Annotated in this window: 16 protein-coding genes; 14 read left to right on the forward strand and 2 right to left on the reverse strand. The window is 42.0% G+C overall.

What is annotated here, in order from left to right; translation table 11 throughout:
• Position 1 precedes the first annotated feature (1 nt).
• From MP3633_RS05260 to arcC, 7 genes are all read left to right on the forward strand, one after another.
• On the forward strand, positions 2–802 hold the full coding sequence (locus tag MP3633_RS05260; protein ID WP_176334742.1) for a F0F1 ATP synthase subunit B family protein: 801 nt from the start codon (positions 2–4) through the stop codon (positions 800–802).
• Positions 799–2,376, forward strand: a complete 1,578-nt coding sequence (locus MP3633_RS05265; RefSeq protein ID WP_176334743.1) for an alternate F1F0 ATPase, F1 subunit alpha — start codon at positions 799–801, stop codon at positions 2,374–2,376. The genes MP3633_RS05260 and MP3633_RS05265 overlap by 4 nt, the downstream gene beginning before the upstream one ends.
• Positions 2,373–3,269 carry a F0F1 ATP synthase subunit gamma gene (locus MP3633_RS05270; RefSeq protein ID WP_176334744.1) on the forward strand — a complete coding sequence of 299 codons (897 nt, stop codon included), beginning with the start codon at positions 2,373–2,375 and terminating at the stop codon, positions 3,267–3,269. Before MP3633_RS05265 ends, MP3633_RS05270 begins: the two co-directional genes overlap by 4 nt.
• A 472-nt stretch (positions 3,270–3,741) precedes the next feature.
• Positions 3,742–5,148, forward strand: coding sequence for a YfcC family protein (locus MP3633_RS05275; protein ID WP_176334745.1), 1,407 nt, complete (start codon positions 3,742–3,744; stop codon positions 5,146–5,148).
• An 89-nt stretch (positions 5,149–5,237) separates the two neighbouring features.
• A complete protein-coding gene (locus tag MP3633_RS05280) occupies positions 5,238–6,479 on the forward strand; it encodes an arginine deiminase (RefSeq protein WP_112140057.1) in 1,242 nt (413 codons plus the stop codon).
• A gap of 119 nt (positions 6,480–6,598) precedes the next feature.
• Positions 6,599–7,600 carry an ornithine carbamoyltransferase gene (argF, locus tag MP3633_RS05285; RefSeq protein ID WP_112140055.1) on the forward strand — a complete coding sequence of 334 codons (1,002 nt, stop codon included), beginning with the start codon at positions 6,599–6,601 and terminating at the stop codon, positions 7,598–7,600.
• 60 nt (positions 7,601–7,660) lie between these two features.
• Entirely contained in the window at positions 7,661–8,590 is a 930-nt protein-coding gene (arcC, locus tag MP3633_RS05290) for a carbamate kinase (protein WP_176334746.1), read from the forward strand.
• A gap of 71 nt (positions 8,591–8,661) precedes the next feature.
• On the opposite strand, the gene MP3633_RS05295 is transcribed toward arcC, so the two are convergent.
• Positions 8,662–10,848 (reverse strand): OsmC domain/YcaO domain-containing protein, encoded by a 2,187-nt coding sequence (locus tag MP3633_RS05295; protein ID WP_176334747.1) that lies wholly within the window; start codon positions 10,846–10,848, stop codon positions 8,662–8,664.
• 228 nt (positions 10,849–11,076) lie between these two features.
• Here MP3633_RS05295 and corA point away from each other — a divergent pair, with 228 nt between their 5' ends.
• Positions 11,077–12,327, forward strand: a complete 1,251-nt coding sequence (gene corA / locus MP3633_RS05300) for a magnesium/cobalt transporter CorA (protein WP_244959853.1) — start codon at positions 11,077–11,079, stop codon at positions 12,325–12,327.
• A 263-nt stretch (positions 12,328–12,590) separates the two neighbouring features.
• Here corA and MP3633_RS05305 read toward each other — a convergent pair whose 3' ends face one another.
• On the reverse strand, positions 12,591–15,026 hold the full coding sequence (locus MP3633_RS05305) for an ankyrin repeat domain-containing protein (RefSeq protein ID WP_176334748.1): 2,436 nt from the start codon (positions 15,024–15,026) through the stop codon (positions 12,591–12,593).
• Between the two features lie 547 nt (positions 15,027–15,573).
• Between MP3633_RS05305 and MP3633_RS05310 the strand changes: the two genes are divergently transcribed.
• From MP3633_RS05310 to tssG, 6 genes are all read left to right on the forward strand, one after another.
• Positions 15,574–16,608, forward strand: coding sequence for a tetratricopeptide repeat protein (locus MP3633_RS05310; RefSeq protein WP_176334749.1), 1,035 nt, complete (start codon positions 15,574–15,576; stop codon positions 16,606–16,608).
• A 131-nt stretch (positions 16,609–16,739) separates the two neighbouring features.
• Positions 16,740–17,261, forward strand: a complete 522-nt coding sequence (tssB, locus tag MP3633_RS05315) for a type VI secretion system contractile sheath small subunit (RefSeq protein ID WP_176334750.1) — start codon at positions 16,740–16,742, stop codon at positions 17,259–17,261.
• A 30-nt stretch (positions 17,262–17,291) separates the two neighbouring features.
• On the forward strand, positions 17,292–18,773 hold the full coding sequence (gene tssC, locus MP3633_RS05320) for a type VI secretion system contractile sheath large subunit (RefSeq protein ID WP_176334751.1): 1,482 nt from the start codon (positions 17,292–17,294) through the stop codon (positions 18,771–18,773).
• Positions 18,774–18,775: 2 nt separating this feature from the next.
• The gene (gene tssE / locus MP3633_RS05325; protein WP_176334752.1) at positions 18,776–19,213 is read left to right on the forward strand and encodes a type VI secretion system baseplate subunit TssE; all 438 of its coding nucleotides are present in this window, start codon (positions 18,776–18,778) and stop codon (positions 19,211–19,213) included.
• A gap of 2 nt (positions 19,214–19,215) precedes the next feature.
• The gene (tssF, locus tag MP3633_RS05330) at positions 19,216–20,985 is read left to right on the forward strand and encodes a type VI secretion system baseplate subunit TssF (protein WP_176334753.1); all 1,770 of its coding nucleotides are present in this window, start codon (positions 19,216–19,218) and stop codon (positions 20,983–20,985) included.
• The gene (gene tssG, locus MP3633_RS05335; RefSeq protein ID WP_176334754.1) at positions 20,949–21,980 is read left to right on the forward strand and encodes a type VI secretion system baseplate subunit TssG; all 1,032 of its coding nucleotides are present in this window, start codon (positions 20,949–20,951) and stop codon (positions 21,978–21,980) included. The genes tssF and tssG overlap by 37 nt, the downstream gene beginning before the upstream one ends.
• Position 21,981: the final 1 nt, after the last annotated feature.

The following is a 21,981-nucleotide window of genomic DNA, read 5'->3' on the forward strand; positions in this document are numbered from 1 at the left end:
TATGTTGATTGATTGGTTTACCGTCATTGCGCAACTCATCAATTTTCTTGTTCTCGTGTGGTTGCTGAAGCGTTTTTTGTACCGTCCTATTCTTAATGCGATCGATGCACGTGAAAAACGCATTGCGGATGAGCTTGCTGACGCCGACGAAAAGAGAGCGGAGGCCGAGCAGCAGCGTGAGGCATTCCAGCAAAAAAATGCAGAATTTGATCAGCACCGTACCGCGAAAATGAGCAAAGTGACAAAAGACGCAAAAGCCGAAAAGGCGCGTTTGCTGAATGAAGTCCGTGAAGAATCAGATGCGTTACGCAGCAAGCTAGAACTAGCGCTTAAAAACGAACAGCTCAGTTTGCAGGATGCACTGAGTCAGCGAGCGCGAGAAGAAGTGTTTGCGATTGCTCGGAAAGCGTTGAGTGATCTTGCTGGCGCCAGTTTAGAAGCACGCATGGCCGTTATTTTTGTGCAGCGTTTAGACGCATTAAAGGACGAAGAAAAAGCCAGCTTACAATCCGCCTTTGCAGGCTCGGATCAGCCTTTAATCGTTCATACAGCGTTTGATCTTCCAGAAGAGCAGAGCACGCTTATTAGAGCCGCACTTAAGGGAATCTTGGGGGATTCGGTAGACATACAGTTTGCTACTGAACCTGCGATCGTTAGTGGTATCGAAATCAATGCTAACGGTCAGAAAATAGCGTGGAGCATTGCCGACTACCTTGCCACATTAACTAAGCGTGTGAACCAAGTGTTACAGACTCATGACGATAGTCGCCAGCAGGATCAGAGCAAAGAGCAAGCCTTATGAAGTCTATGTTTGACGAATTATTTTCAGGCTTAGCTGAGGCACGACAATCTTTCGAGCCAATATTAACGCCACGTGAAGTCGGCGTTATTACCAGCGTTGCTACTGGTATTGCCAAAGTGTCCGGCTTGCCAGGTGTGGGCTATGAAGAACTGCTTAAGTTTCCCGGTGATATTTATGGCATAGCCTTTAACGTGGATGAAAATGAAATTGGTGCTGTACTGCTGGGCGACTATTGGCATTTACAGGCGGGCGATGAAGTTGAACGTCTCGGCCATGTCGTCGATGTACCCGTTGGTGAAAATTTGATCGGCCGTATCATCAATCCAATCGGTGAACCTCTGGATGGTAAAGGCAAGCTAGTGGTCAGTGAACGTTTACCGGTTGAGCGACCATCGCCAGCGATTATGAATCGTGCCGCCGTTAGCGTACCTTTGCAAACTGGCATCAAGGTCATTGATGCCTTGATTCCGGTGGGTCGAGGACAGCGAGAATTGATTCTTGGTGATCGGCAAACCGGCAAGACGGCGATTGCCCTTGATACCATATTGAATCAGCGGGGCAAGAATGTGTTGTGCGTTTATTGCGCCATTGGACAGCGTGCTTCTGGTGTTGCCAAAGTCATTGCGGCGTTGCGTGAACAAGGTGCGCTGGAATACACCGTGGTGGTGGTGACCGAAGGGAACGATCCACCGGGGCTTGCGTACCTTGCGCCTTATGCGGCTACCAGTATTGCTGAGCACTTTATGGAAAAGGGCCGCGATGTACTGATTGTTTATGACGACCTGACGCATCACGCTCGAGCGTATCGTGAATTGTCACTCTTGTTACGTCGGCCGCCGGGTCGAGAAGCCTTCCCTGGTGATATTTTCTATATTCACTCGCGGCTTTTGGAACGGGCGACGCACTTAAGTGCCGAGCTTGGTGGTGGTTCATTGACGGCGTTACCGATTATCGAAACCGAAGCGCAGGATATTTCGGCATACATTCCAACCAATTTAATTTCCATCACCGATGGGCAGATCTATCTTTCGCCCGCGTTGTTTGAACTGGGGGTTCTGCCCGCTGTTGATGTGGGGAAATCAGTGTCTCGTGTTGGTGGCAAAGCACAAAGAGCAGCGTATCGAGGCGTGACAGTCGATCTTAAATTGGCGTATGCCCAGTTTGAGGAGTTAGAAACCTTTGCCCGTTTTGGCGCGCGTTTAGACGATAATACGCTGAAAATCATTGAGCATGGTCGACGCATTCGAGCGTGTTTGATGCAGCCTGAATTCGCACCTGTGTCGATGGCAGAACAAATTACTGTTTTGGTGGCATTGACGGCCGACTTGTTTGATGACATTTCTTTAGCGCACATGCCAGCGGCGGAACAAGCGGTACGTGGTGCGGCGGCGAACATATCTGACGAGCTGATTGAACGATTAGAAAGCTCTGACAAATTAAGCAAGGAAAATAGAGCCGTTATTCTTCAGCTAGCGCGCCAAGCGCTTGACGAATTTTTGGCGGACGCTGGTTTGGCAGGGTCGAATCGGACAGATAAGGAGTCAAAACAGACGCATTCAAGTGAACCGTCATGACTGACAGTATCGCCAGTTTACGCCATAAAATCACCAGTGCTAAAGATCTTCAATCAGTCGTGCGCAGTATGAAAACTATTGCGTCCTCAAGCATTGGGCAATATGAAAAAGCGGTGCATTCGCTGGACGATTATTACCAAACGGTGCAACTGGGGCTGGTGGCTTGTTTGTCAGCAAATACCCAATCGGCTGAGTTGGACAGGCCTTTGGCGATCGTAAACCGATCTCAAAAAAACGTGTCAGGGGTCGGCGTGATTGTGTTTGGTTCGGATCAGGGATTGGTCGGACAATTCAATGAAGCGATGGTTGAATTTGTGGTTGAATCCTTGGCTAAGTTACCGGGTGAAAAAACCGTCTGGGCGGTTGGGGAGCGTGTACAGTCTCGCTTACTCGATACCGCACTCAAAACAGAAGACAGCTTTGCCTTGCCCGGCTCAATTCATACCATTACCGCACTGGTGGGCAACATTTTGATCGAACTGGAAGCGAAGCGCGAGCAAGGTGTGATTGATCAAGTATTTCTTTTTCATCATCGGCCCGAATCTGATTCGATTTATCGGCCAGTCTGCCAGCAGTTACTGCCCTTGGACGCCGCTTGGCAGCGCAATCTTGAGGGTATTCGCTGGCCGACAAACAACCTTGCGGAAGTGATGCCAAATCAAGATCAAACACGGCGTGCGTTTGTGCGTGAATACCTGTTTGTTAGCTTGTTTAGAGCATGTGCAGAGTCGCTTGCCAGCGAGAACGCCAGTCGTCTCGCCGCCATGCAACGAGCCGAAAAAAACATTGATGAATTACAAGAGAACCTAAACCAAACGTTTCACCGTTTGCGTCAAAGTGATATTGACGAAGAGTTGTTTGATGTCTTATCAGGCTTCAACGCGCTGAATTAGAACCTTGATCCCTGATCCCTGAATTCAATGCTTCCTTCGAAACCCCGTATGCTTTTGTTTAAAAAGAGATACGTGCTTGTTAAAAGCCAATCGCTTCAACCCATAGCGATCCATAACGCGCTAAATTTAAAAAATACGCTTAGAAACGATTTGTGTTCAATCTTAGAACTCAGTAATAAGCGCGCTCATTGTAGGTTTAATGATTTAGCGCAGTGTCAGTGTGTATTTAATCTTGCATTATAAAGTGGTGCCGTACATTTAAATTGAACATTTGAGTGTGGCAGGCTTTTAATTTAGTAGTGCTGAACTTAAGTGCTACTGATGTTTGGGTTTATTTTTCCTTTTATTTAAATTGTATTTTTTAAAATAACGGAATGCGACTGTACTCATTATTTTAATGAAAGTGATTTTTTTAAAAAGGTGCTTTTAAAATAAAAAATAGAATCCCTCCGTTTTTTAAAGGACGTTAATAATGACTTTTAAATTTCCAACCGCGTATACCATTCTTTTTATTTTAATCGCATTGGTCGCTGCTGGCACTTGGATTGTGCCCGCCGGACAATACGATCGTGTTGAAAATGTGGTGCTAGGAAAAGAAGTACCTGTCCCTGGTACTTACCAGCAAGTGGAATCGAACCCTCAGGGTGTTGTCGATGTTTTTCTTGCGCCCATCGCTGGGTTTTATAATCCAGACAGCTATGGGGCCGCGGCGATTGACGTGGCTTTATTTGTTCTGATTATTGGTGGCTTTTTAGGTGTGGTCACCAAAACGGGGGCGATTGATACTGGTATTTCACGCGCCATGGTGGATCTTAAAGGTCATGAAAAATGGATGATACCGATTTTGATGGCGCTATTTGCGCTGGGCGGTAGCACCTATGGCATGGCTGAAGAATCGTTGGCGTTTTATGCTTTGTTGATTCCAGTGATGATAGCCGCCGGTTACGACTCCGTGGTGGTTGTCGGTATTATCTTATTAGGCGCTGGCATCGGAACGCTAGGTTCAACCATTAACCCTTTTGCGACGGTTATCGCTGCCAATGCGGCAGACATTCCTTTTACTCAAGGCATTGTATTGCGGTTTTTTATCCTGCTTAGCGGTTGGTTGGCTTGCGTTGTCTATGTGATGCGCTACGCCGCGAAAATCAAAACTAATCCCGAATTATCCATTGTTGCTGACCATCAAGCGGATATAAAGGCGCAATTTTGTAAAAAAACAGACGTTGACAGTAAGCCTGAGCTGACGCTTTCTCAGACGTTGGTGTTGGTGATTTTTGCCTTAACCTTTGCGGTGATGATTTGGGGTGTATCAAGTCAAGGCTGGTGGATGGCAAAAATGGGCGCGCTCTTTATTGCGTCGTCTGTGTTGGTGGGTTTTGTCACTTGGATGGGGGAAAAAACCTTTACAGAAGTCTTTATTAATGGCGCCCGTGATTTATTAGGCGTGGCCATTATTATTGGGATTGCGCGAGGTATTGTTGTTGTCATGGACGCGGGTCATATGACAGATACTATTTTGCATTTGGGTGAAGAAACGCTCAGTGGTTTATCGGCTGTCGTCTTTATCAATGCCATGTTTGGTATTGAAGTGCTTATGTCGTTTTTTGTTCCTTCTTCCTCTGGTTTAGCGGTTTTAACCATGCCGATTATGGCGCCATTGGCTGATTTTTCTGGCGTGGGCCGTGAATTGGTGGTGACGGCGTACCAGTCGGCTAATGGGTTGGTGAACTTATTTAATCCGACTTTTGCTGTGGTGATGGGCGGATTGGCCATTGCTAAGGTGCCTTACGAAAGATGGTTACGCTTTATTTGGCCGCTATTGTTGGTCCTTTGTCTCATCATTATGGGCTCTCTCAGTGTTGTCGCGCTAAGCGCATAAGCCTTGGCTTATTCGTACCTTTTTTGGCCTTGATGAATTGTTTTTGTGCTTGGCCTTAGGTTTTTTCAACCACTTTTTAGGACACGATTATGATCGAATTTGGCGTTCATTCCGAAGTAGGCAAATTACGAAAAGTCATTGTCTGCCGACCGGGTCTTGCCCATTCTCGTCTTACACCGGCCAATGCCGCAGAGTTATTGTACGACGATGTGTTGTGGGTTCAGCAAGCGCGGACAGACCACATGGATTTCTGTATGAAAATGGAAAGCCGTGGCGTTAAAGTACTCGAATTTGGGCTTTTATTAGAACAAACCTTGCGTGATAAAACGGCGCGGGCTTGGGTTCTTGATCGTCGTATTAGCGAGAATCAAGTTGGTGTTGGCATGTTGAATGATTTGCGCAGTTGGCTTGATGATATGCCGGCTGAGCAATTGTCTATTTACCTTATTGGTGGTATTTCAGTTCATGATTTGCCTTTCCAGTCTCATGGCATGTTCGGTAACTATCTTGGGGTTGATGGTTTTGTCATACCCCCATTACCAAATACACAATTTACCCGAGATAACAGCAGTTGGATTTACAACGGTGTCACAGTAAACCCTATGTATTGGCCGGCACGCCGTCCAGAAACATTATTAATTACCGCGGTATATCGCTTTCATCCTGAGTTTGCACCGGCTTTTAACAATGGTGATTTTAAAATTTGGTGGGGTGACCCAGATCAGGATCATGGTCCAGCAACCGCCGAAGGGGGCGATGTGATGGCCTGGGGCAATGGTAGCGTGTTGATCGGAATGGGCGAGCGGACGTCACCACAAGCGGTTGGACAAATTGCCAAACGACTGTTCGAGCAGGGCGCAGCCACTCGTGTGATTGCTTGTCAAATGCCTCGTTCTCGTTCTGCCATGCACCTTGATACCGTATTTAGCCATTGTGATCGGGATGTCGTTACGGCTTTTACCGATGTGTGTGATGAGATTCAATGTTATAGCCTACGACCAGGCGATAACGCTGGGCAGATTGATTTTCGTAAAGAAAAGAAACACTTATTTTCCCTCGCGGCGGAATGTTTAGGCATTAAAAAACTCAACGTGGTGCAAACCGGCGGTGACCATTATCAAAAAGAACGCGAGCAATGGGATGATGGCAATAACGTCGTTGCACTGGAGCCCGGAGTGGTGGTTGCTTATGACCGTAATACTTATACCAATACCTTATTGCGCAAAGCGGGCGTAGAAGTGATTACAGTGAGTGGCGCAGAATTAGGCCGAGGTCGCGGCGGCGGTCATTGTATGACGTGTCCTGTTTGGCGTGACCCAGTTGAATATTAGGTCGTAACGTCAGACTTTTTAATCACTTTTTTAAATGCACCTGTTACCGATATTACTCATTGTTATCAGCTAAATTCACATTATTTGAATTTAGCTGATTCTTATTCAAGGAATTTAAAATGTCGTTCAATTTACGTAATAGAAACTTTCTTAAGTTATTAGATTTTAGTCAGCGCGATGTTAATTTTTTATTAGATTTGTCTCGGGATCTTAAACGTGCGAAATACAGTGGTATGGAGCAACAGGGTTTAAAAGGCAAAAATATTTGTCTGATCTTTGAAAAATCATCGACTCGAACTATGTGTGCGTTTGAAGTCGCTTCTTTTGATCAAGGTGCACAAGTGACTTATTTAGGGCCTTCTGGTTCACAAATCGGTAAGAAAGAGTCAATGAAAGACACGGCTCGTGTGCTGGGTAGAATGTTCGACGCGATTGAATACCGTGGCTTTGGTCAGGACGTTGTTGAGGAGCTTGCTCAATACGCGGGTGTGCCAGTGTACAACGGTTTAACCAATGAATTTCATCCAACTCAAATGCTGGCCGATTTGTTAACCATGCGTGAACACAGTGGCAAACCATTGAGTGAAGTAAGTTACGCCTATGTGGGCGACGCTCACTCTAATATGGGTCATTCGCTGATGATTGCAGGTTGTCTAATGGGTATGGATGTTCGTATTGCGGCGCCTAAATCCCTATGGCCGAGTGATGAGTTTTTAAAACCAGCACGTGAGTTAGAAAAGCGTTATGGCGGTAAACTGACCATCACAGAAGACCCTAAAGAAGCGGTTAAGGGATGTGATTTTATCCATACCGATGTTTGGGTTTCTATGGGGGAACCGGACAGTGTTTGGGAAGAACGCATTAAACTGTTAACACCTTATCGTGTAGACAGTGCTTTGATGCAATCGACAGGTAACAGCGCCACCAAATTCATGCATTGCCTACCGGCCTTTCATAACCGCGACACGGATGTGGGCGAAGAAATTTTCCAAAAATTTGGCATTACTGAAATGGAGGTTTCCGATGACGTATTTGAATCGGTGGCGGGCATTCAGTTTGATCAGGCAGAGAACCGTTTGCACACCATCAAGGCGATGCTAGTGGCAACACTAGGAAATTAATAAGTGGTGACGCTAGGAAATTAATACGAGGCAACACTTGGGAACTAAAGGAGTGATGGTATGAGAATTGTAGTTGCTCTGGGTGGCAATGCTTTGCTTAAGCGCGGTCAACCGTTAACAGCGCAAGCGCAGCGTGAAAACATCAAAATCGCAGCGCAGGCCTTGGCAAAAATTGCCGAGAATAATGAGCTGATTATTACCCATGGTAATGGTCCTCAAGTCGGCCTGCTGGCATTACAAGGCAATGCTTATAAGCCGGATGAATTGTATCCTCTTGATGTGTTAGGGGCAGAAACCGAGGGCATGATCGGTTACATGATAGAACAAGAAATGGGTAATTTTGTGCCATTCGAACGGCCTTTGGCAACACTGTTGACCATGGTGGAGGTAGACCCCAAAGACCCTGCTTTTAGTCATCCTACCAAATTCATTGGCCCTGTGTATGAAGAAGCAGAAGCCAAAAAATTGGCCAAGGACAATCATTGGAGCATTAAGCCGGATGGACAAAAGTGGCGTCGTGTTGTGGCTTCTCCTTTGCCAAAACGGATTTTTGAGATTCGTCCGATTCGTTGGTTATTAGAAAAAAATACCATCGTGATTGCCAGCGGTGGTGGTGGTATCCCCACTATGTACGATGCAGACAGTCATTTGAAGGGCGTGGAAGCAGTGATAGATAAAGACCTATCGAGCGAGTTGCTAGCGCGAGAATTAGGTGCGGATTTATACATCATGGCCACCGATGCCGAGGCGGTATTTCTTGATTGGGACACACCCGAGCAACGAGGGATTAAATGTGTGAATCCGATTGATTTAGCGAACTATGAATTCGCCGCTGGTTCCATGGGGCCAAAGGTTAGTGCAGCTTGTCAATTTGCCGAGAAGACCGGCAAAATAGCAGCGATTGGATCATTAGAAGATTTAGAGCAAATAGTTGCCGGAACAGCGGGAACTCGAGTCAGTAAGCTAGTTGGGGACATGGAAAGTTATTGATTTGTGATTAACAAAAAAGCGAACCTTAAGGTTCGCTTTTTAATACGTTAATCTAACGTCAGTTTACGACATTATTTCGCGGCGTTTGCTTTACGTGCTTGATGCAGTTTTTTGTAGCTTTCAATCAATCGTAAATGCGGTTCGATGCCTTCAAGTTGCATGCTGGTCTTCGTTAAGCCATAAAAACGCACATCGCCAGTGACGGAACCTACAACATTATCCATCACGTCTTTTCCAAACATACGGTTGAAGCTATGGATGAAATCGTCCAGCTCTAATTCTTCGTCTAAAGTCACCTCTAGCACCGCATTCATGGCTTGATAAAAAAGGCCGCGTTGCACTGTATTGTCGTTGAACTGTAAGAACTCACCGACTAACTCCATAGCATCTTCGTGTGCGCCGAGAGCCAAATAAATCAGGATCTTAAGTTCCATAATCGTTAACTGGCCCCACACGGTATTGTCATCAAATACAATGCCGATCAAGGTAGGGATATCTGTGTAGTTATCGAGTTGGCTTTCTTCTAAACGAGTCACCAAATTGGCAAGTTGCTTAGCGTTTAAAGCATGCAGGTTTAGGATGTCTTCACGATAATCCAGCGATTTGTTGGTGTTGTCCCACACCAAGTCTTCAACGGGGTAAATCTCAGAATAATCGGGTACAAGTATACGGCAGGCTGACGCACCTAAATCAGTAAATTCAGCGATGTACACCTCTTTACCTAAGTCTTCTAAGATACCAAATAGACTGCTGGCTTCTTCTTCGTTGGTGCCGGAAAAATCCCATTCGCAAAAATCATAGTCGTACTTGCTGCTAAAGAAACGCCATGAAATAACCCCAGTTGAATCGATAAAGTGCTCGACAGCGTTTTCAGGCTCGCTCACCGCCATGCTGTTAAATGTCGGTTTTGGCACATCGTTTAAACCTTCGAAGCTGCGACCTTGCAGTAGTTCGGTTAAGCTGCGCTCTAGTGCTACTTCAAGGCTTGGATGGGCGCCAAAAGAAGCAAACACACCACCTGTTTTCGGGTTCATCAGAGTCACACACATGACCGGGAATTGACCGCCGAGTGAGGCGTCTTTTACCACTATTGGAAAGCCTTGTTCTTCTAAGCCGTTAATACCCGCGAGAATGCTTGGATATTTTTCGAGCACTTGCATAGGAACATCAGGTAACACAATTTCATCTTCGATGATTTGGCGTTTAACCGCACGCTCGAAAATTTCCGACAAGCATTGTACGTGCGCTTCTTGCAGATTGTTTCCCGCGCTCATACCATTACTTAGAAAGAGGTTCTCGATTAGATTTGATGGGAAATACACCGTTTCACCATCGGATTTTCGTGTATAAGGAATTGAACAAATGCCGCGATCTTTATTGCCTGAATTGGTGTCAATCAAGTGCGAGCCAAACAACTCGTCGTCTGGGTTATAAATATCTAAGCAATAGTCATCTAACATACCTGTCGGTAAGGCATCGTTTTTGGTTAGTGCAAACCACTTTTCATTCGGGTAATGCACAAATTCACTGTTGGCGATGTCCGTGCCAAAAAATTGATCATTGTAGAAAAAATTGTTATTTAAACGTTCAATAAACTCACCGAGTGCAGAACACAGAGCGCTCTCTTTCGACGCGCCTTTACCGTTGGTAAAACACATAGGCGATGCGGCGTCACGAATGTGCAGAGACCACACGTTAGGTACGATATTGCGCCAAGATGAGATCTCAATCTTCATGCCAAGATCGGCTAACATCTCCGTCATATTGGCAATGGTTTGTTCTACTGGTAGATCTTTGCCGAGAATAAAGGTGTTTGATTCACCATCGGACTGGCCCATCAACATTGCATTGGCGTCTGCGTCTAGGTTTTCAACGGTTTCAATCTTAAATTCTGGCCCAGTTTGCACCACTTTTTTGACGGTACAACGATCAATAGAGCGCAAAATACCTTGGCGATCTTTATCTGAAATATCGTCTGGTAGCTCGACTTGGATTTGGAAAATCTGATTGTAGCGATCTTCTGGATCAACAATATTGTTCTGCGACAGACGGATGTTGTCTGTTGGGATATCTCGGGCTTTGCAATACACCTTCACAAAATACGCCGCACACAGTGCCGACGACGCTAAGAAATAGTCAAACGGACTTGGCGCCGAGCCATCGCCTTTGTAGCGGATAGGCTGATCGGTGGTAACGGTAAAATCATCAAACTTGGCTTCAAGTCTCAGATTGTCGAGAAAATTAACTTTAATTTCCATTGAATAGGGTTTCCATTTAATAGGCGAGTGCTCTTCCAAGATGCGTCATTGGTTGTATTGAGCCATTGCGGTGAATTATCGGTGATAGATGGGGGTAGAGTAAAATTAAATCGACTCTTCTATAAAACAAAACGCATTAGTAGCGTGGCTCGCTCCAATTAGTCGGTACGGCGAGTTCGTTAGAGAGTAAGCTGGTTAGGCAGCTTACCAGTTCATTAAGGAGTAATTATGACGAAAGGTGACGACAGTACTATTGATTCATCCAATGATAAAACCATTAATAGTATGAATGATAGAGCCGCTGGGGTTGTCATGGGAACGGCGGGGAACAGTGCTAATTTACTCGGTTCAACGTTAGGCTTGTCCGGTACTAGGCAGAGTAACCCATATAACCGAGTTACTCCGGGTGAGTTGCCGGGCATTGAACATCTTTTAGATGTGTCAGTGCCTCCTGAGTCCGGCAGCGTTAGCATAAGTTATATTGATTACTCTGCGACTAAGTTGGAAATGGGAGAGGTGACTGACCTTGATGAATTTCTAGCCAAGCCTCTGCCAGATTGGATAACGACGAGGTGGATTAATGTCAGCCATCCGCACCCTTATGTGATTAACCAGTTTCGCCACCATTTTGCGTTTCATACACTAACAGCAGAAGATGTGATGCATATTCCTCAGCGTCCGCGGGTTGAGTTTTTTGATGATCATGTGTTTGTCGTGCTGCGCATGCTGCAGTTGGTGGAATGCGTACCCGACAATACCTCAGCAGGTGGCGTGTTGGACGCAGAGCAAGTGAGTCTGCTTCTTTACGATAAAGTGCTCATCACATTTCAGGAAAAGCCGGGAGATGTGTGGCAACCCATTAGAGAGCGCTTGCAAAAAGATAATGTCCGCATCCGTAAAAGCGGCACAGGCTATCTGCTTTATGCATTGTTAGATGCGATGGTCGATCATTGTTTTCCTGTATTAGAACAATATGGCGATCTCCTCGAAGAGCTTGAACTGATTACCTTAGAAAAACCCACACCAGAGGTTTTGCATCGAATTCATGCCGTTAAGCGTGAGCTTTCTTTGTTGCGACGTATTGTTTGGCCAATGCGGGAAGTGGTGGATCAGTTATACCGTGAAGAAGACGGCCGCATGGGTGAGGTAACTAAACCGTATCTTCGCGATGTCTATGAGCACACTATTCAAATTGTTGAAATCATTGAATCCTATCGCGAGATGGTTAGCGGCTTAACCGATCTTTATATGTCCGCGGTGTCCAATCGTATGAACGAAATCATGAAAGTGTTAACCATCATGTCTTCCGTGTTTATTCCCTTGACCTTTGTTGCTGGTGTTTACGGGATGAACTTTGCTTATATGCCAGAATTGACCCAGCGATGGGCGTATCCCGCTATTTGGTGTGTTTTTATCTTACTGACTGTCGGCATGGCGTTTTTCTTCAAACGTCGAGGCTGGCTGGGAGGAGGTCGCTAGGTTCTCTATCACTCTCCATTAATAGAGAAAGTCGATAGAGGGTGGCGTTTTCAGTAAAACATAGTATTTCGTTCATCGTGTCCATTGTCTAATGAGCGAGATACATGGCTCTCAAATGTTTACGAGACAAGGGACTGAAAACCAAACTGGCGTTTGGTTGACAAAAATGCGGTTGAAGTCCCAAAGATGTTTTGTTGTAAGTCTGAACTGGCTTGACTCGAAGAGTATCTCGTTATGAAATTAGATATGGGTTGAAAAGTGTTTTATTTTAGCAATCGTACTATCTGTGTATTTTTTGCTTTGGTTGCCTCATCCTTTGCGCTCCAGCCCTTGTGATTTCTAATGTTAATTGATGCATTAGTGGCCAGAAGTGCTTTTAATACTTCTATTTGGTTATTGGCTGCTGCAAAGTGTAAGGCTGTTGAACCCTCTCGTGTGCGTAGGTTTACGTTTGCTCCATTTTTGATTAAGAGCGTTGCAATTTTTGCCTGTAAAGCGTCGCCCCCATAACTATGGTTGTTTGCTGTTAAATGAAGGGCTGCCCAGCCGTCGCTATTTTTAATATTAAGATCACTTGATAATGGAAGAGCCTGCTTAATAATGTCTATTTTTCCAAGGTAAACCGCTAACATTACAGGAGTCCAGCCATTGTTATCGGTAAGATCTACACTGGCTCTGGCGTTTAGTAGGGTGGTAGCTACTAATGGATATTCATTTCCTATTGCTACACTTAATGCGGTTTCACCAGTATTAATTTTACTGTTTAAATCTGCCCCAGCGGCAATAAGTACATCGGCTATTTTTGCTAGGGTTTTGTCACCACCTTTACTTTCTGAGTAAGCTGTAAAGTGAAGGGCTGTCCAGCCATTTTCTTGTTTTAGATCTAGGTTTTGAGGAAGTTTAGCAAGTTTTTTTACAATGGGCAGGTTGCCATTTTGTACTGCTACCATGAGTGGTGTCATGTTCTTGTTGTTTCTAAGTGATGGCGCTGCTTTTGCTTTGATAAGTACTTGAGTAACAAACTGATAATTACGCTCTATGGCAAGATGTAACGCTGATGACTTATCGTTGGTTTGAATATTTATGTCTGCTCCTGCGTTAATCAATAAACGCGCGATTACTGCTTGTTTCTCATCGCTTCTCAATATTTCGTTTTCAAATAAGAAGTGAAACGCCGTCCAACCATTATTATCTTTAGCGTCTAAATTTTGAGGAAGGACTATGATATTTTTAATAAGGCTTATATCCCCTCCACGAACGGCATGCATTAATGGCGATTGTCCATTCTTATCCTTTAAAGTGATATCGGCTCCGTTATCTATTAACGCTTGAGAAGTGTATTGGGCACTATTTTTAATTGCTAAATGTAAAGGGGTAAATCCATTTCTATTTTGAAGGTTGATATTAGCACCTGACTGTATGAGGAAGTCTACGATTTCGTTTTGTAGTAAATCTTCTTTTTTACTTAGTCTGTAGCTTATAAAGTGCAAGGCGCTCCAGCCATAATTGTCTTGAGTGTTTACAGTCTCTGAGGTGGTGAGTTTTTTGAGTATATCTAGGTTTTCAGTTTGCACAGCAGTCATTAATGCTGTTTTTCCTGTTTCATCTTTGATCGATATGTCTGTATTTTCAGTCAGTAGAACGTCTGCAACTCTCTGTCGGTGGTTTGATATAGCTTTATCTAATGTTGTTTTTTCTTGAGGGCCTAGTATGTTGATATTAGCACCTGCTTTTATGAGGAGTATGGCTATATTTGCTTGAAGAGCGTCACCTCCACTGCTGTCTGGATGGGTTGTTAGGTGCAGTGCTGACCAGTTATTTTCGTCTTTATAGTTTAGATTTTCCGATCGTTTTAATTGATCCTTGACTCGTTGTATATTGCCGCTATAGATGGCATTCATTAAAGGAGAGAACGACTCTTTATTAAGTGCGTTTGTACTCTCAGTTGCATCAATTAGGTTCTTTGCAACGAGGGGGCGTTTATTGGATATAGCAGTATTTAATATATTTTTGTTGTATGAAATAGGTATGATTGCGCCCGATTTAACAAGTATTCTAGCAATCTCTGCTAGCTGCTCATCACTACCTTTACTTTCTCCTAAAGCTGTAAAATCAAGAGCAGATTGACCTTTTTTATTTCGGAAATTAATGTTTTGTGGCTTTTCCAATATGTTATTAACGATATCTGGATTCGCCATTTTTACAGCAAACATTAACGGAGTGTATCCATTATATTCGATATTAACATCAGCGTTTGATGCTAATATTTCTTTTACACTTAAAGGTTTTTTGTCTAAAATAGCGGACACTAAAGGTGTAATTCCGTCTTTCATTCTGATATTAATATCAGCTCCTGAGTTGACGAGAAGAGCGATTATTTTAGCTTGCTCTCTATCTGCGCTGGTATTTTTTTTGGCATTGATATAATACAAAGGAGGAAGCCCAAAATTATTATTTATATTTGGCTTTGCTCCTCGATCTAAAAGGTATTTCACTTCAGATATTGAATTGTTTTGTACTGATATATGTAGCAACGTATCTGATTTACTATTGACGCTACTGTTAATGTTCATTCCATCATCTAGACGATTTTTTACTCCTTCGAAATAGGCTGTATGATGTGGAAAAATAGAACAGCCAGTTATAAATATCATCAAAAATAGTAATGTTAAAAACTTCCGTATTAAGTTATTGTCCATTTAATTTACACCTTTTTATAGAATCTTTATCTTGATATTAAGAATTGATTATACCTACAGTCGAGTGGGTTCTGTACAGAAAAAAATGATGTGTCTGAATTATGCGTCTCAAAAAAAATGTATTTTTTGAGAATTTATTACCTATAAATCAGTCAATAAAAACACTTCATCAACAAAAAAATATATGTTCACTGTTGATTTTTTTTCTAAGAAGGTGTAATTTTCGCCTTCTTGGTCAGTAAGAATTGAGTTTGCAACGGATTGCATTAGAAATTATAGCAAAAGGATTTTTGTGAAAGTCAGAGAATTTAAGCAAGATTTTTCTTGTCGGCATCTTGCTAAAGCCACACGACATACATCACTTTCCACGCACGCATTCGATTTGTTTTTAGCACATTTTAATGGGCTTCTACTTGATTTTTTCCATCTTAAGTCGATTTACGTCTCATTCTGCATAGAAAATGTTTTTCCATTTTCTACTATAGCTCTGTGCAACATTTTCTACTTTCGCGAGGGAGCTAGTAACAAATCTAGCTTTTTATTTTAAGTGAAAGCACACACTTTTCTAATTCTTCTTCCTTCTATGTTTTTTGTCTTCATAGGATTTTTTACTCCTAACGAGGCACTTTCAAAGCCCTTTATTGGTGATCATACCTCTATTGATCAAGTGTATGAGAATGGCAGGCTTCTTCGAGCTCAGTTTAAGAATAGAGAGGCCAGAGAGTATTTGAAGTATTCGATGAAAAAAGGCTCGGCGAAAGGGTTTTATCTATATGCCATTGAGCTTAAAGGCTATAACCAAACTGTTCGTACCGATAGTAATGTATATGACTATATATCTCGAGCTGCTGAGTTAGGTGATAAGCAAGCCGTTAGATATTTGGCATTAGGAGAATTAAGCGAGGATGTTTCATTTTTTTGGAAAGATAAATATTTTGAATTACTTAACCAGTTAGTCAATGAAGATAAAGGGCAGGCATTTTTTGAATTTTATCTTTTTTATCAACATTCAGATTTAGAACTTGCTAAAGACTATCTAAAAAAATCCGTGGCGCTTATGCACCCTGTTGCATTAATGGTGCAAGGGGATCTAATCATGCAGGGAGATGGCCCCTATTGGTTTTCATTTACAAGAAAAAAAGCATCAATTGAGACTTATAAACAAGCAGCCGAAACCTATTACCTTCCTGCAATAAAAAAATTTATTAATATCCTTGATGAAATAGGAGATGAAGATCAAGCGTTCGAGTGGCTTCTTAAAGCTGCCGGATTGGGAGATCTCTCATCCATTGCTTTGGTGGCTAGGACTCTATCGGGGAAAAGGGGTGTCCATAAATATGCACCTCTTAGTCTATCTCAAGCCAAAGCATATTATGACATATACATTGATATTGCAGGCCAGGATAAGTTTTCTGCTCTATATAAAAGTATGCTGGCTGAGCAGTATGACTTAGTTAATAAAATGAGTGATGAGCAGCTAAAGGAAGCAGATCAAAATATTATAAAAATCAAAGAAAACGTTAAGTATTTTTATTCATCAGACATTTTTTGGTTTGATGATGGGTACTTATATAGTTTATGAGTGTTAATTTTTATTGATGTGTTTAGAACCAGTTTTGTCTTTTTTATGTGAGTGTGTTTCATCTATTTAGCTTTCGTAATAGAAAAATTATCTAGATGAGTTTTTATAATGAGTTAGGACGGAGATGACGTATGTCAAAAGAAGGAAGTGTTGCACCGAAAGAGCGAATTAATATTAAGTATGTTCCTGCGACTGGTGATGCTCAGGCTGAAGTTGAACTACCACTTAAAACGCTTGTTGTTGGTGATTTTAAGGGACATACCGAAGAGACGCCACTTGAAGAGAGAAAAAGCATTTCTATCGATAAAAACAACTTTGAATCGGTTATGCGTGAAAGTAATTTACGTTTAAAAACGGCTGTAAGTAATAAGTTGGAAGACGAAGAGGGTGGTGAGTTAGCTGTTGAGCTTGAATTCAATGGTATTGCTGATTTTTCACCAGACTCAATCGCTTCACAAGTCCCTGAACTTAAAAAGCTTATCGAGCTTAGAGAGGCGTTAGTCGCCTTGAAAGGGCCTTTGGGGAATATTGCTGAGTTTAGAAAAAGTCTCCAAGGACTGATTACCTCTGATGAAAGTCGAGAACAATTATTGGCAGAGTTAAGCCTTATAAATGAAAGCAATTCAGATGAAGCTTCACATCCATCTGAATAATAGTTTGAGAACCTACTACAGGGAATATGTATGTCTACAAATGATGTTATAACGGAAGGGCTTGCTAGTGAGCAAGGTAGTAGTAACTTACTCGACGAAATTATGGCTCAAACGCGTATCGCGCCTAATGAGGTTGGGTATGACGTAGCTAAAAAAGGCGTTGCTGCTTTTATTGAAAATTTACTGCGTTCAAATCAGACTGAAGAGCCTGTTAACAAGGCTTTAGTAGATCAAATGCTTGTCGAGTTAGATCGTAAAATTAGTGCGCAAATGAATGAAATACTTCATGACGAGTCTGTTCAGAAAATGGAGTCATCATGGCGCGGCTTGAAATTATTGGTTGATAGAACCGATTTCAGAGAGAACAACAAAATTGACATTATTCATGTCACAAAAGAAGAGTTGTTAGAAGATTTTGAGTTTGCACCAGAAACAACGCAAAGCGGTTTGTATAAGCATGTTTATTCTTCCGGTTATGGTCAGTTTGGTGGTGAGCCTACAGGCGCGATTATCGGTAATTATGCTTTTACGCCGTCTACACCTGATATGAAATTGTTGCAGTATATGGGGGCGCTAGGTGCAATGTCTCATGCACCATTTATTTCAAGTGTTGGCCCTGAATTTTTTGGCATCGATTCTTTTGAAGAACTGCCTAATTTAAAAGATTTGAGCTCTATTTTTGAAGGGCCAAAATATACGAAATGGCGTTCACTTCGTGACTCTGAAGATGCTCGATATATTGGTTTAACGGCCCCTCGGTTCTTACTACGAGTTCCATATGATCCAATTGAAAATCCAATAAAATCATTTAATTACCAAGAAAATGTAAGTCAATCACACAGTAATTACCTTTGGGGGAATACTGCATTTGCATTTGCTTCACGTTTAACAGATAGCTTTGCCAAATATCGTTGGTGTCCAAATATCATAGGTCCTCAAAGTGGCGGCGCGGTAGAAGATTTACCTGTACATGTTTTTGAATCAATGGGAGAGCTTCAGGCCAAAATTCCTACAGAAGTCTTAGTGACGGACAGAAAAGAGTTTGAACTTGCTGAAGAGGGTTTTATTGCTCTTACGATGAGAAAAGGCAGTGATAATGCGGCCTTCTTTTCCGCGAATTCGGTTCAGAAGCCTAAAATATTTCCTAATACTAAAGAAGGTAAAGAGGCAGAAACTAATTATCGTCTGAGCACACAGCTTCCTTATATGATGATTATTAATCGACTCGCTCATTACGTGAAGGTATTGCAACGCGAACAAATTGGTGCATGGAAAGAGCGTCAAGATCTTGAACGTGAATTAAATGGTTGGATTAAACAATATGTTGCTGACCAAGAGAATCCACCCGCTGACGTTCGTAGTCGTCGTCCGCTTCGTGGGGCAAAAATTGAAGTGTCAGATGTTGAGGGGAATCCAGGTTGGTATCAAGTTTCTTTATCTGTTCGTCCACACTTTAAATATATGGGGGCTAACTTCGAACTTTCACTTGTTGGCCGCTTAGACCAAGCATAACTATGACTTATCTTGCAGATGAAGGCGTTGCATTTGGTATTGGCTTTTTAGAGCGTTTAGATATCAATGCGAAACCTATTTCTTTGTCTCAGGGGCCGGATTCAATAGATGTTCTCAACTCGATAAAATCGAATGTTGCGAACATCTTGAATTCTAGATTAGGAGAGGCTCAGTCCGCTCCTAATCTAGGTCTTATTGATTTTAATGATGCATCTTTAGGAACAATGGACCTCTCTTTGAGGGTTAAGCTGGCGGTCAATAGTTGCTTGAGTGTATATGAACCAAGATTATGTAATCTGCAAATTCAAACCGTCACTGATCCGAGTAATCCGCTGAGCTTATGCTTTCAAATAGATGCAGATATTAATAGTTCTGCACTTCATGAGAAGGTCAAAATCAGTTTGATTCTGGGTAATGATCGTAAATATAGAGTGTATTAGTAGTGAGCCAAGAGAAATACTTTAGAGAAGAGTTGGCGTTTCTGCGTGAGCAAGGGAAGCAGTTCACTGAAATTCATCCACAGCTCTCTCGTTTTTTACATGGGCGAAATACCGATCCTGATGTTGAACGATTGTTAGAGGGCTTTGCTTTTTTAACAGGGCGTTTAAGAGAAAAAATAGAAGACGAGTTTCCAGAACTCACGCACTCTATTATTAATATGCTGTGGCCTAATTATTTAAGGCCTGTTCCTAGTATGAGCATTGTTAAATTTTTTCCTGAAGAGAGCATCAGTGTAAAGCATGTTATTAGTTCTGGTACTCAGCTAGATAGTCGTCCAGCATTTGGAACGACTTGTCATTTCAAAACATGTCGAGATGTTTCTATTTATCCAATTGAGTGTGAAAGTGTTTCCGCGCACCATACAAGAGAAGCCAGTACTGTTGATTTGATAATGTCGATGGATGGCGAATTAACAATTGATGATATTAAGCTAGATACATTAAGATTTTATATTGGTGGCGATAAATATAGCTCAGAGATGCTGTATCTATGGCTTAACCATTACTTAGAAAGTGTTACTTTAGATGTTGATGGCGTAGAGTTTAGATTGCCTAAAAATTGCTTCTCTCTCGTTGGTTTTAATGAAGGCGATGCTTTATTACCCTATCCTAAAAATGTATATGATGGATATAGGATTCTTCAAGAATATTTAACCTTTCCAGAAGCTTTCTATTTCTTTGATATGAAAGGTGTTGATAATGTTTTACCTAGAGATACTACAGGTGTTTTTACTATTCGAATGATATTTAATAAAACATTTCAAGCGGGTATGAAAATTAAAAGTGAAATGTTTCAATTGTATTGTACGCCAGTCGTCAATTTATTTGAACACGATGCAGACCCTATTGATTTAACTGGGCGTAAGACAGAATATAGAATTTTTCCATCTAGTAGTACCCCAGAACATTACGAGATTTTTAATATAAATGAAGTAGCTGGTTGGCAGAATAGCACGAATGTGGACTCACGTATTCGTGGTGGAAAGCGTATTTACTCATCATTTGAAAGCTTTCAGCATGAAGTAGAAAGAGTAAGAAACCGTGAAGCTCTTTATTATCGAGCTAGAGTGAAAGACAGTATAAGAAAAGATGGGTTTGATAATTTCATTTCTTTTATTCGTGGAGATGAAGTATCAGCTTATAATTTTGATGAATCTGTATCAATTAAATTGACTTGTACTAATCGTCAATTACCTGTTGAACTGGGAGTTGGTGATATTTGTGTCGCAACAGACAGCTCTCCAACTTTTGCTAGTTTTGAAAATATTACGATACCTTCTCAACCCCTACGACCCGTTTTAGACGGTAGTTTGCTTTGGACTCTCATTTCAAATTTATCACTGAATTACTTATCCCTTCTATCAAAAGACGCATTATGTTCGGTTCTTAGAGCATATGATTTTAAAGCCCTTGTGGATCGTCAAGCAGAAAGAGTTTCAAGGCTAAGATTAAACGGAATTTTAAATATTGAATCAATGCCAACAGACAGATTGATTTATGGAATGCCAATCAGGGGGCTGAAATCAACAATTACCTTAGATCAAGAGGCGTTTGGATCGGAAGGGGAGTTGTTCTTGTTTGGTACAGTTCTTAGTAAGTTTTTTTCATTGTATGCAAGTATCAATTCTTTTCATGAGTTGATTGTTATTAATTCGACTAATAAAGAGGAGTATTCGTGGGGGATCCAGGAAGGGATGCAGCCGTTAATATAAATCAAAACAGTCCCTTCGCTGATAGAGATATATTCCCCGGTGATGTAGAAAATTTTAATTTTTATCAACTAGTCGAATTATTACATCGTCTTGAAAAGCAAGATCCAGAAAGTGAAGAGTGGGAATCACAATGCAGGTTAGTATTTAGTGCAAACCCTAGTTTAGGTTTTTCACCTTCAGATGTATCGACACTGTCTGTGCTCGATGATCAAAGGTTAAAACTTCAAACTAATTTTTTTGGCTTAGCGGGTGCCCAGTCACCACTTCCTGGTTTTATGCTGGAAGAACTTGCGAGTGAAGATGAATTTGGATTGCGGCGACAGTTTTTGGATTTTTTTAATAATCGATTAATTACTCTTGTTTATCGGGTATGGAGAAAATATCGCTATTATGTGCGTTTTCAAGAGGAAGCAAAAGATCAATTTTCTGCTCAGCTATTTGCTTTTGTTGGTTTAGCCGACCAAGGAATGAGAGGAGATACACCGATTAACTGGTGCAAAATGCTTGCTTACTCAGGAACGTTAGCAGGGAGGAGTCGTTCTCCTCAGGTTGTTGTGGGCATAATTTCTCATTGTTTTGATTTGCCTGAAGTATCAGTACGGCAGTGGGTGAAACGTAAGGTTCCGATTCAAAAAGCACAAAAAATACAACTTGGGATACAGAATTGTGACATTGGAGAAAATACAGTTTTAGGAAGCAGTGTTAATGATATCAAAGGGAAATTTGCCATTCAGATTAAAGGGCTAGATAAAAACCGATTTGCAGATTTTTTGCCATTAGGCCGTGAATTTCTTTCTTTATGTAAGTTGGTCGAGTTTATTTTAAGAGAGCAAATGGCATATGACCTTGAACTTACATTAAAAGAGAACGAGGCGCCTACTATGTCGCTTGGTAATGGCAATGTTTCTTTAGGCTGGTCGTCGTTTCTTGGTGAATCTAAACACAAGTTGAAACAACAACGTGAGAAAAAAGTTGTGATACAAGTAAGGCAATAGT

The organism is Marinomonas primoryensis, from assembly GCF_013372285.1.
GTDB lineage: Bacteria > Pseudomonadota > Gammaproteobacteria > Pseudomonadales > Marinomonadaceae > Marinomonas > Marinomonas primoryensis.

What these genes read in the sequence shown, in the direction of transcription:
- MP3633_RS05305 (WP_176334748.1), bottom strand. Translation starts at nt 15,026, where the DNA reads ATGGACAATAACTTAATACGGAAGTTTTTAACATTACTATTTTTGATG.
- tssB (WP_176334750.1), top strand. Translation starts at nt 16,740, where the DNA reads ATGTCAAAAGAAGGAAGTGTTGCACCGAAAGAGCGAATTAATATTAAG.
- MP3633_RS05295 (WP_176334747.1), bottom strand. Translation starts at nt 10,848, where the DNA reads ATGGAAATTAAAGTTAATTTTCTCGACAATCTGAGACTTGAAGCCAAG.
- MP3633_RS05265 (WP_176334743.1), top strand. Translation starts at nt 799, where the DNA reads ATGAAGTCTATGTTTGACGAATTATTTTCAGGCTTAGCTGAGGCACGA.
- MP3633_RS05270 (WP_176334744.1), top strand. Translation starts at nt 2,373, where the DNA reads ATGACTGACAGTATCGCCAGTTTACGCCATAAAATCACCAGTGCTAAA.
- tssE (WP_176334752.1), top strand. Translation starts at nt 18,776, where the DNA reads ATGACTTATCTTGCAGATGAAGGCGTTGCATTTGGTATTGGCTTTTTA.
- arcC (WP_176334746.1), top strand. Translation starts at nt 7,661, where the DNA reads ATGAGAATTGTAGTTGCTCTGGGTGGCAATGCTTTGCTTAAGCGCGGT.
- corA (WP_244959853.1), top strand. Translation starts at nt 11,077, where the DNA reads ATGACGAAAGGTGACGACAGTACTATTGATTCATCCAATGATAAAACC.
- tssC (WP_176334751.1), top strand. Translation starts at nt 17,292, where the DNA reads ATGTCTACAAATGATGTTATAACGGAAGGGCTTGCTAGTGAGCAAGGT.
- MP3633_RS05260 (WP_176334742.1), top strand. Translation starts at nt 2, where the DNA reads ATGTTGATTGATTGGTTTACCGTCATTGCGCAACTCATCAATTTTCTT.
- MP3633_RS05280 (WP_112140057.1), top strand. Translation starts at nt 5,238, where the DNA reads ATGATCGAATTTGGCGTTCATTCCGAAGTAGGCAAATTACGAAAAGTC.
- argF (WP_112140055.1), top strand. Translation starts at nt 6,599, where the DNA reads ATGTCGTTCAATTTACGTAATAGAAACTTTCTTAAGTTATTAGATTTT.
- MP3633_RS05275 (WP_176334745.1), top strand. Translation starts at nt 3,742, where the DNA reads ATGACTTTTAAATTTCCAACCGCGTATACCATTCTTTTTATTTTAATC.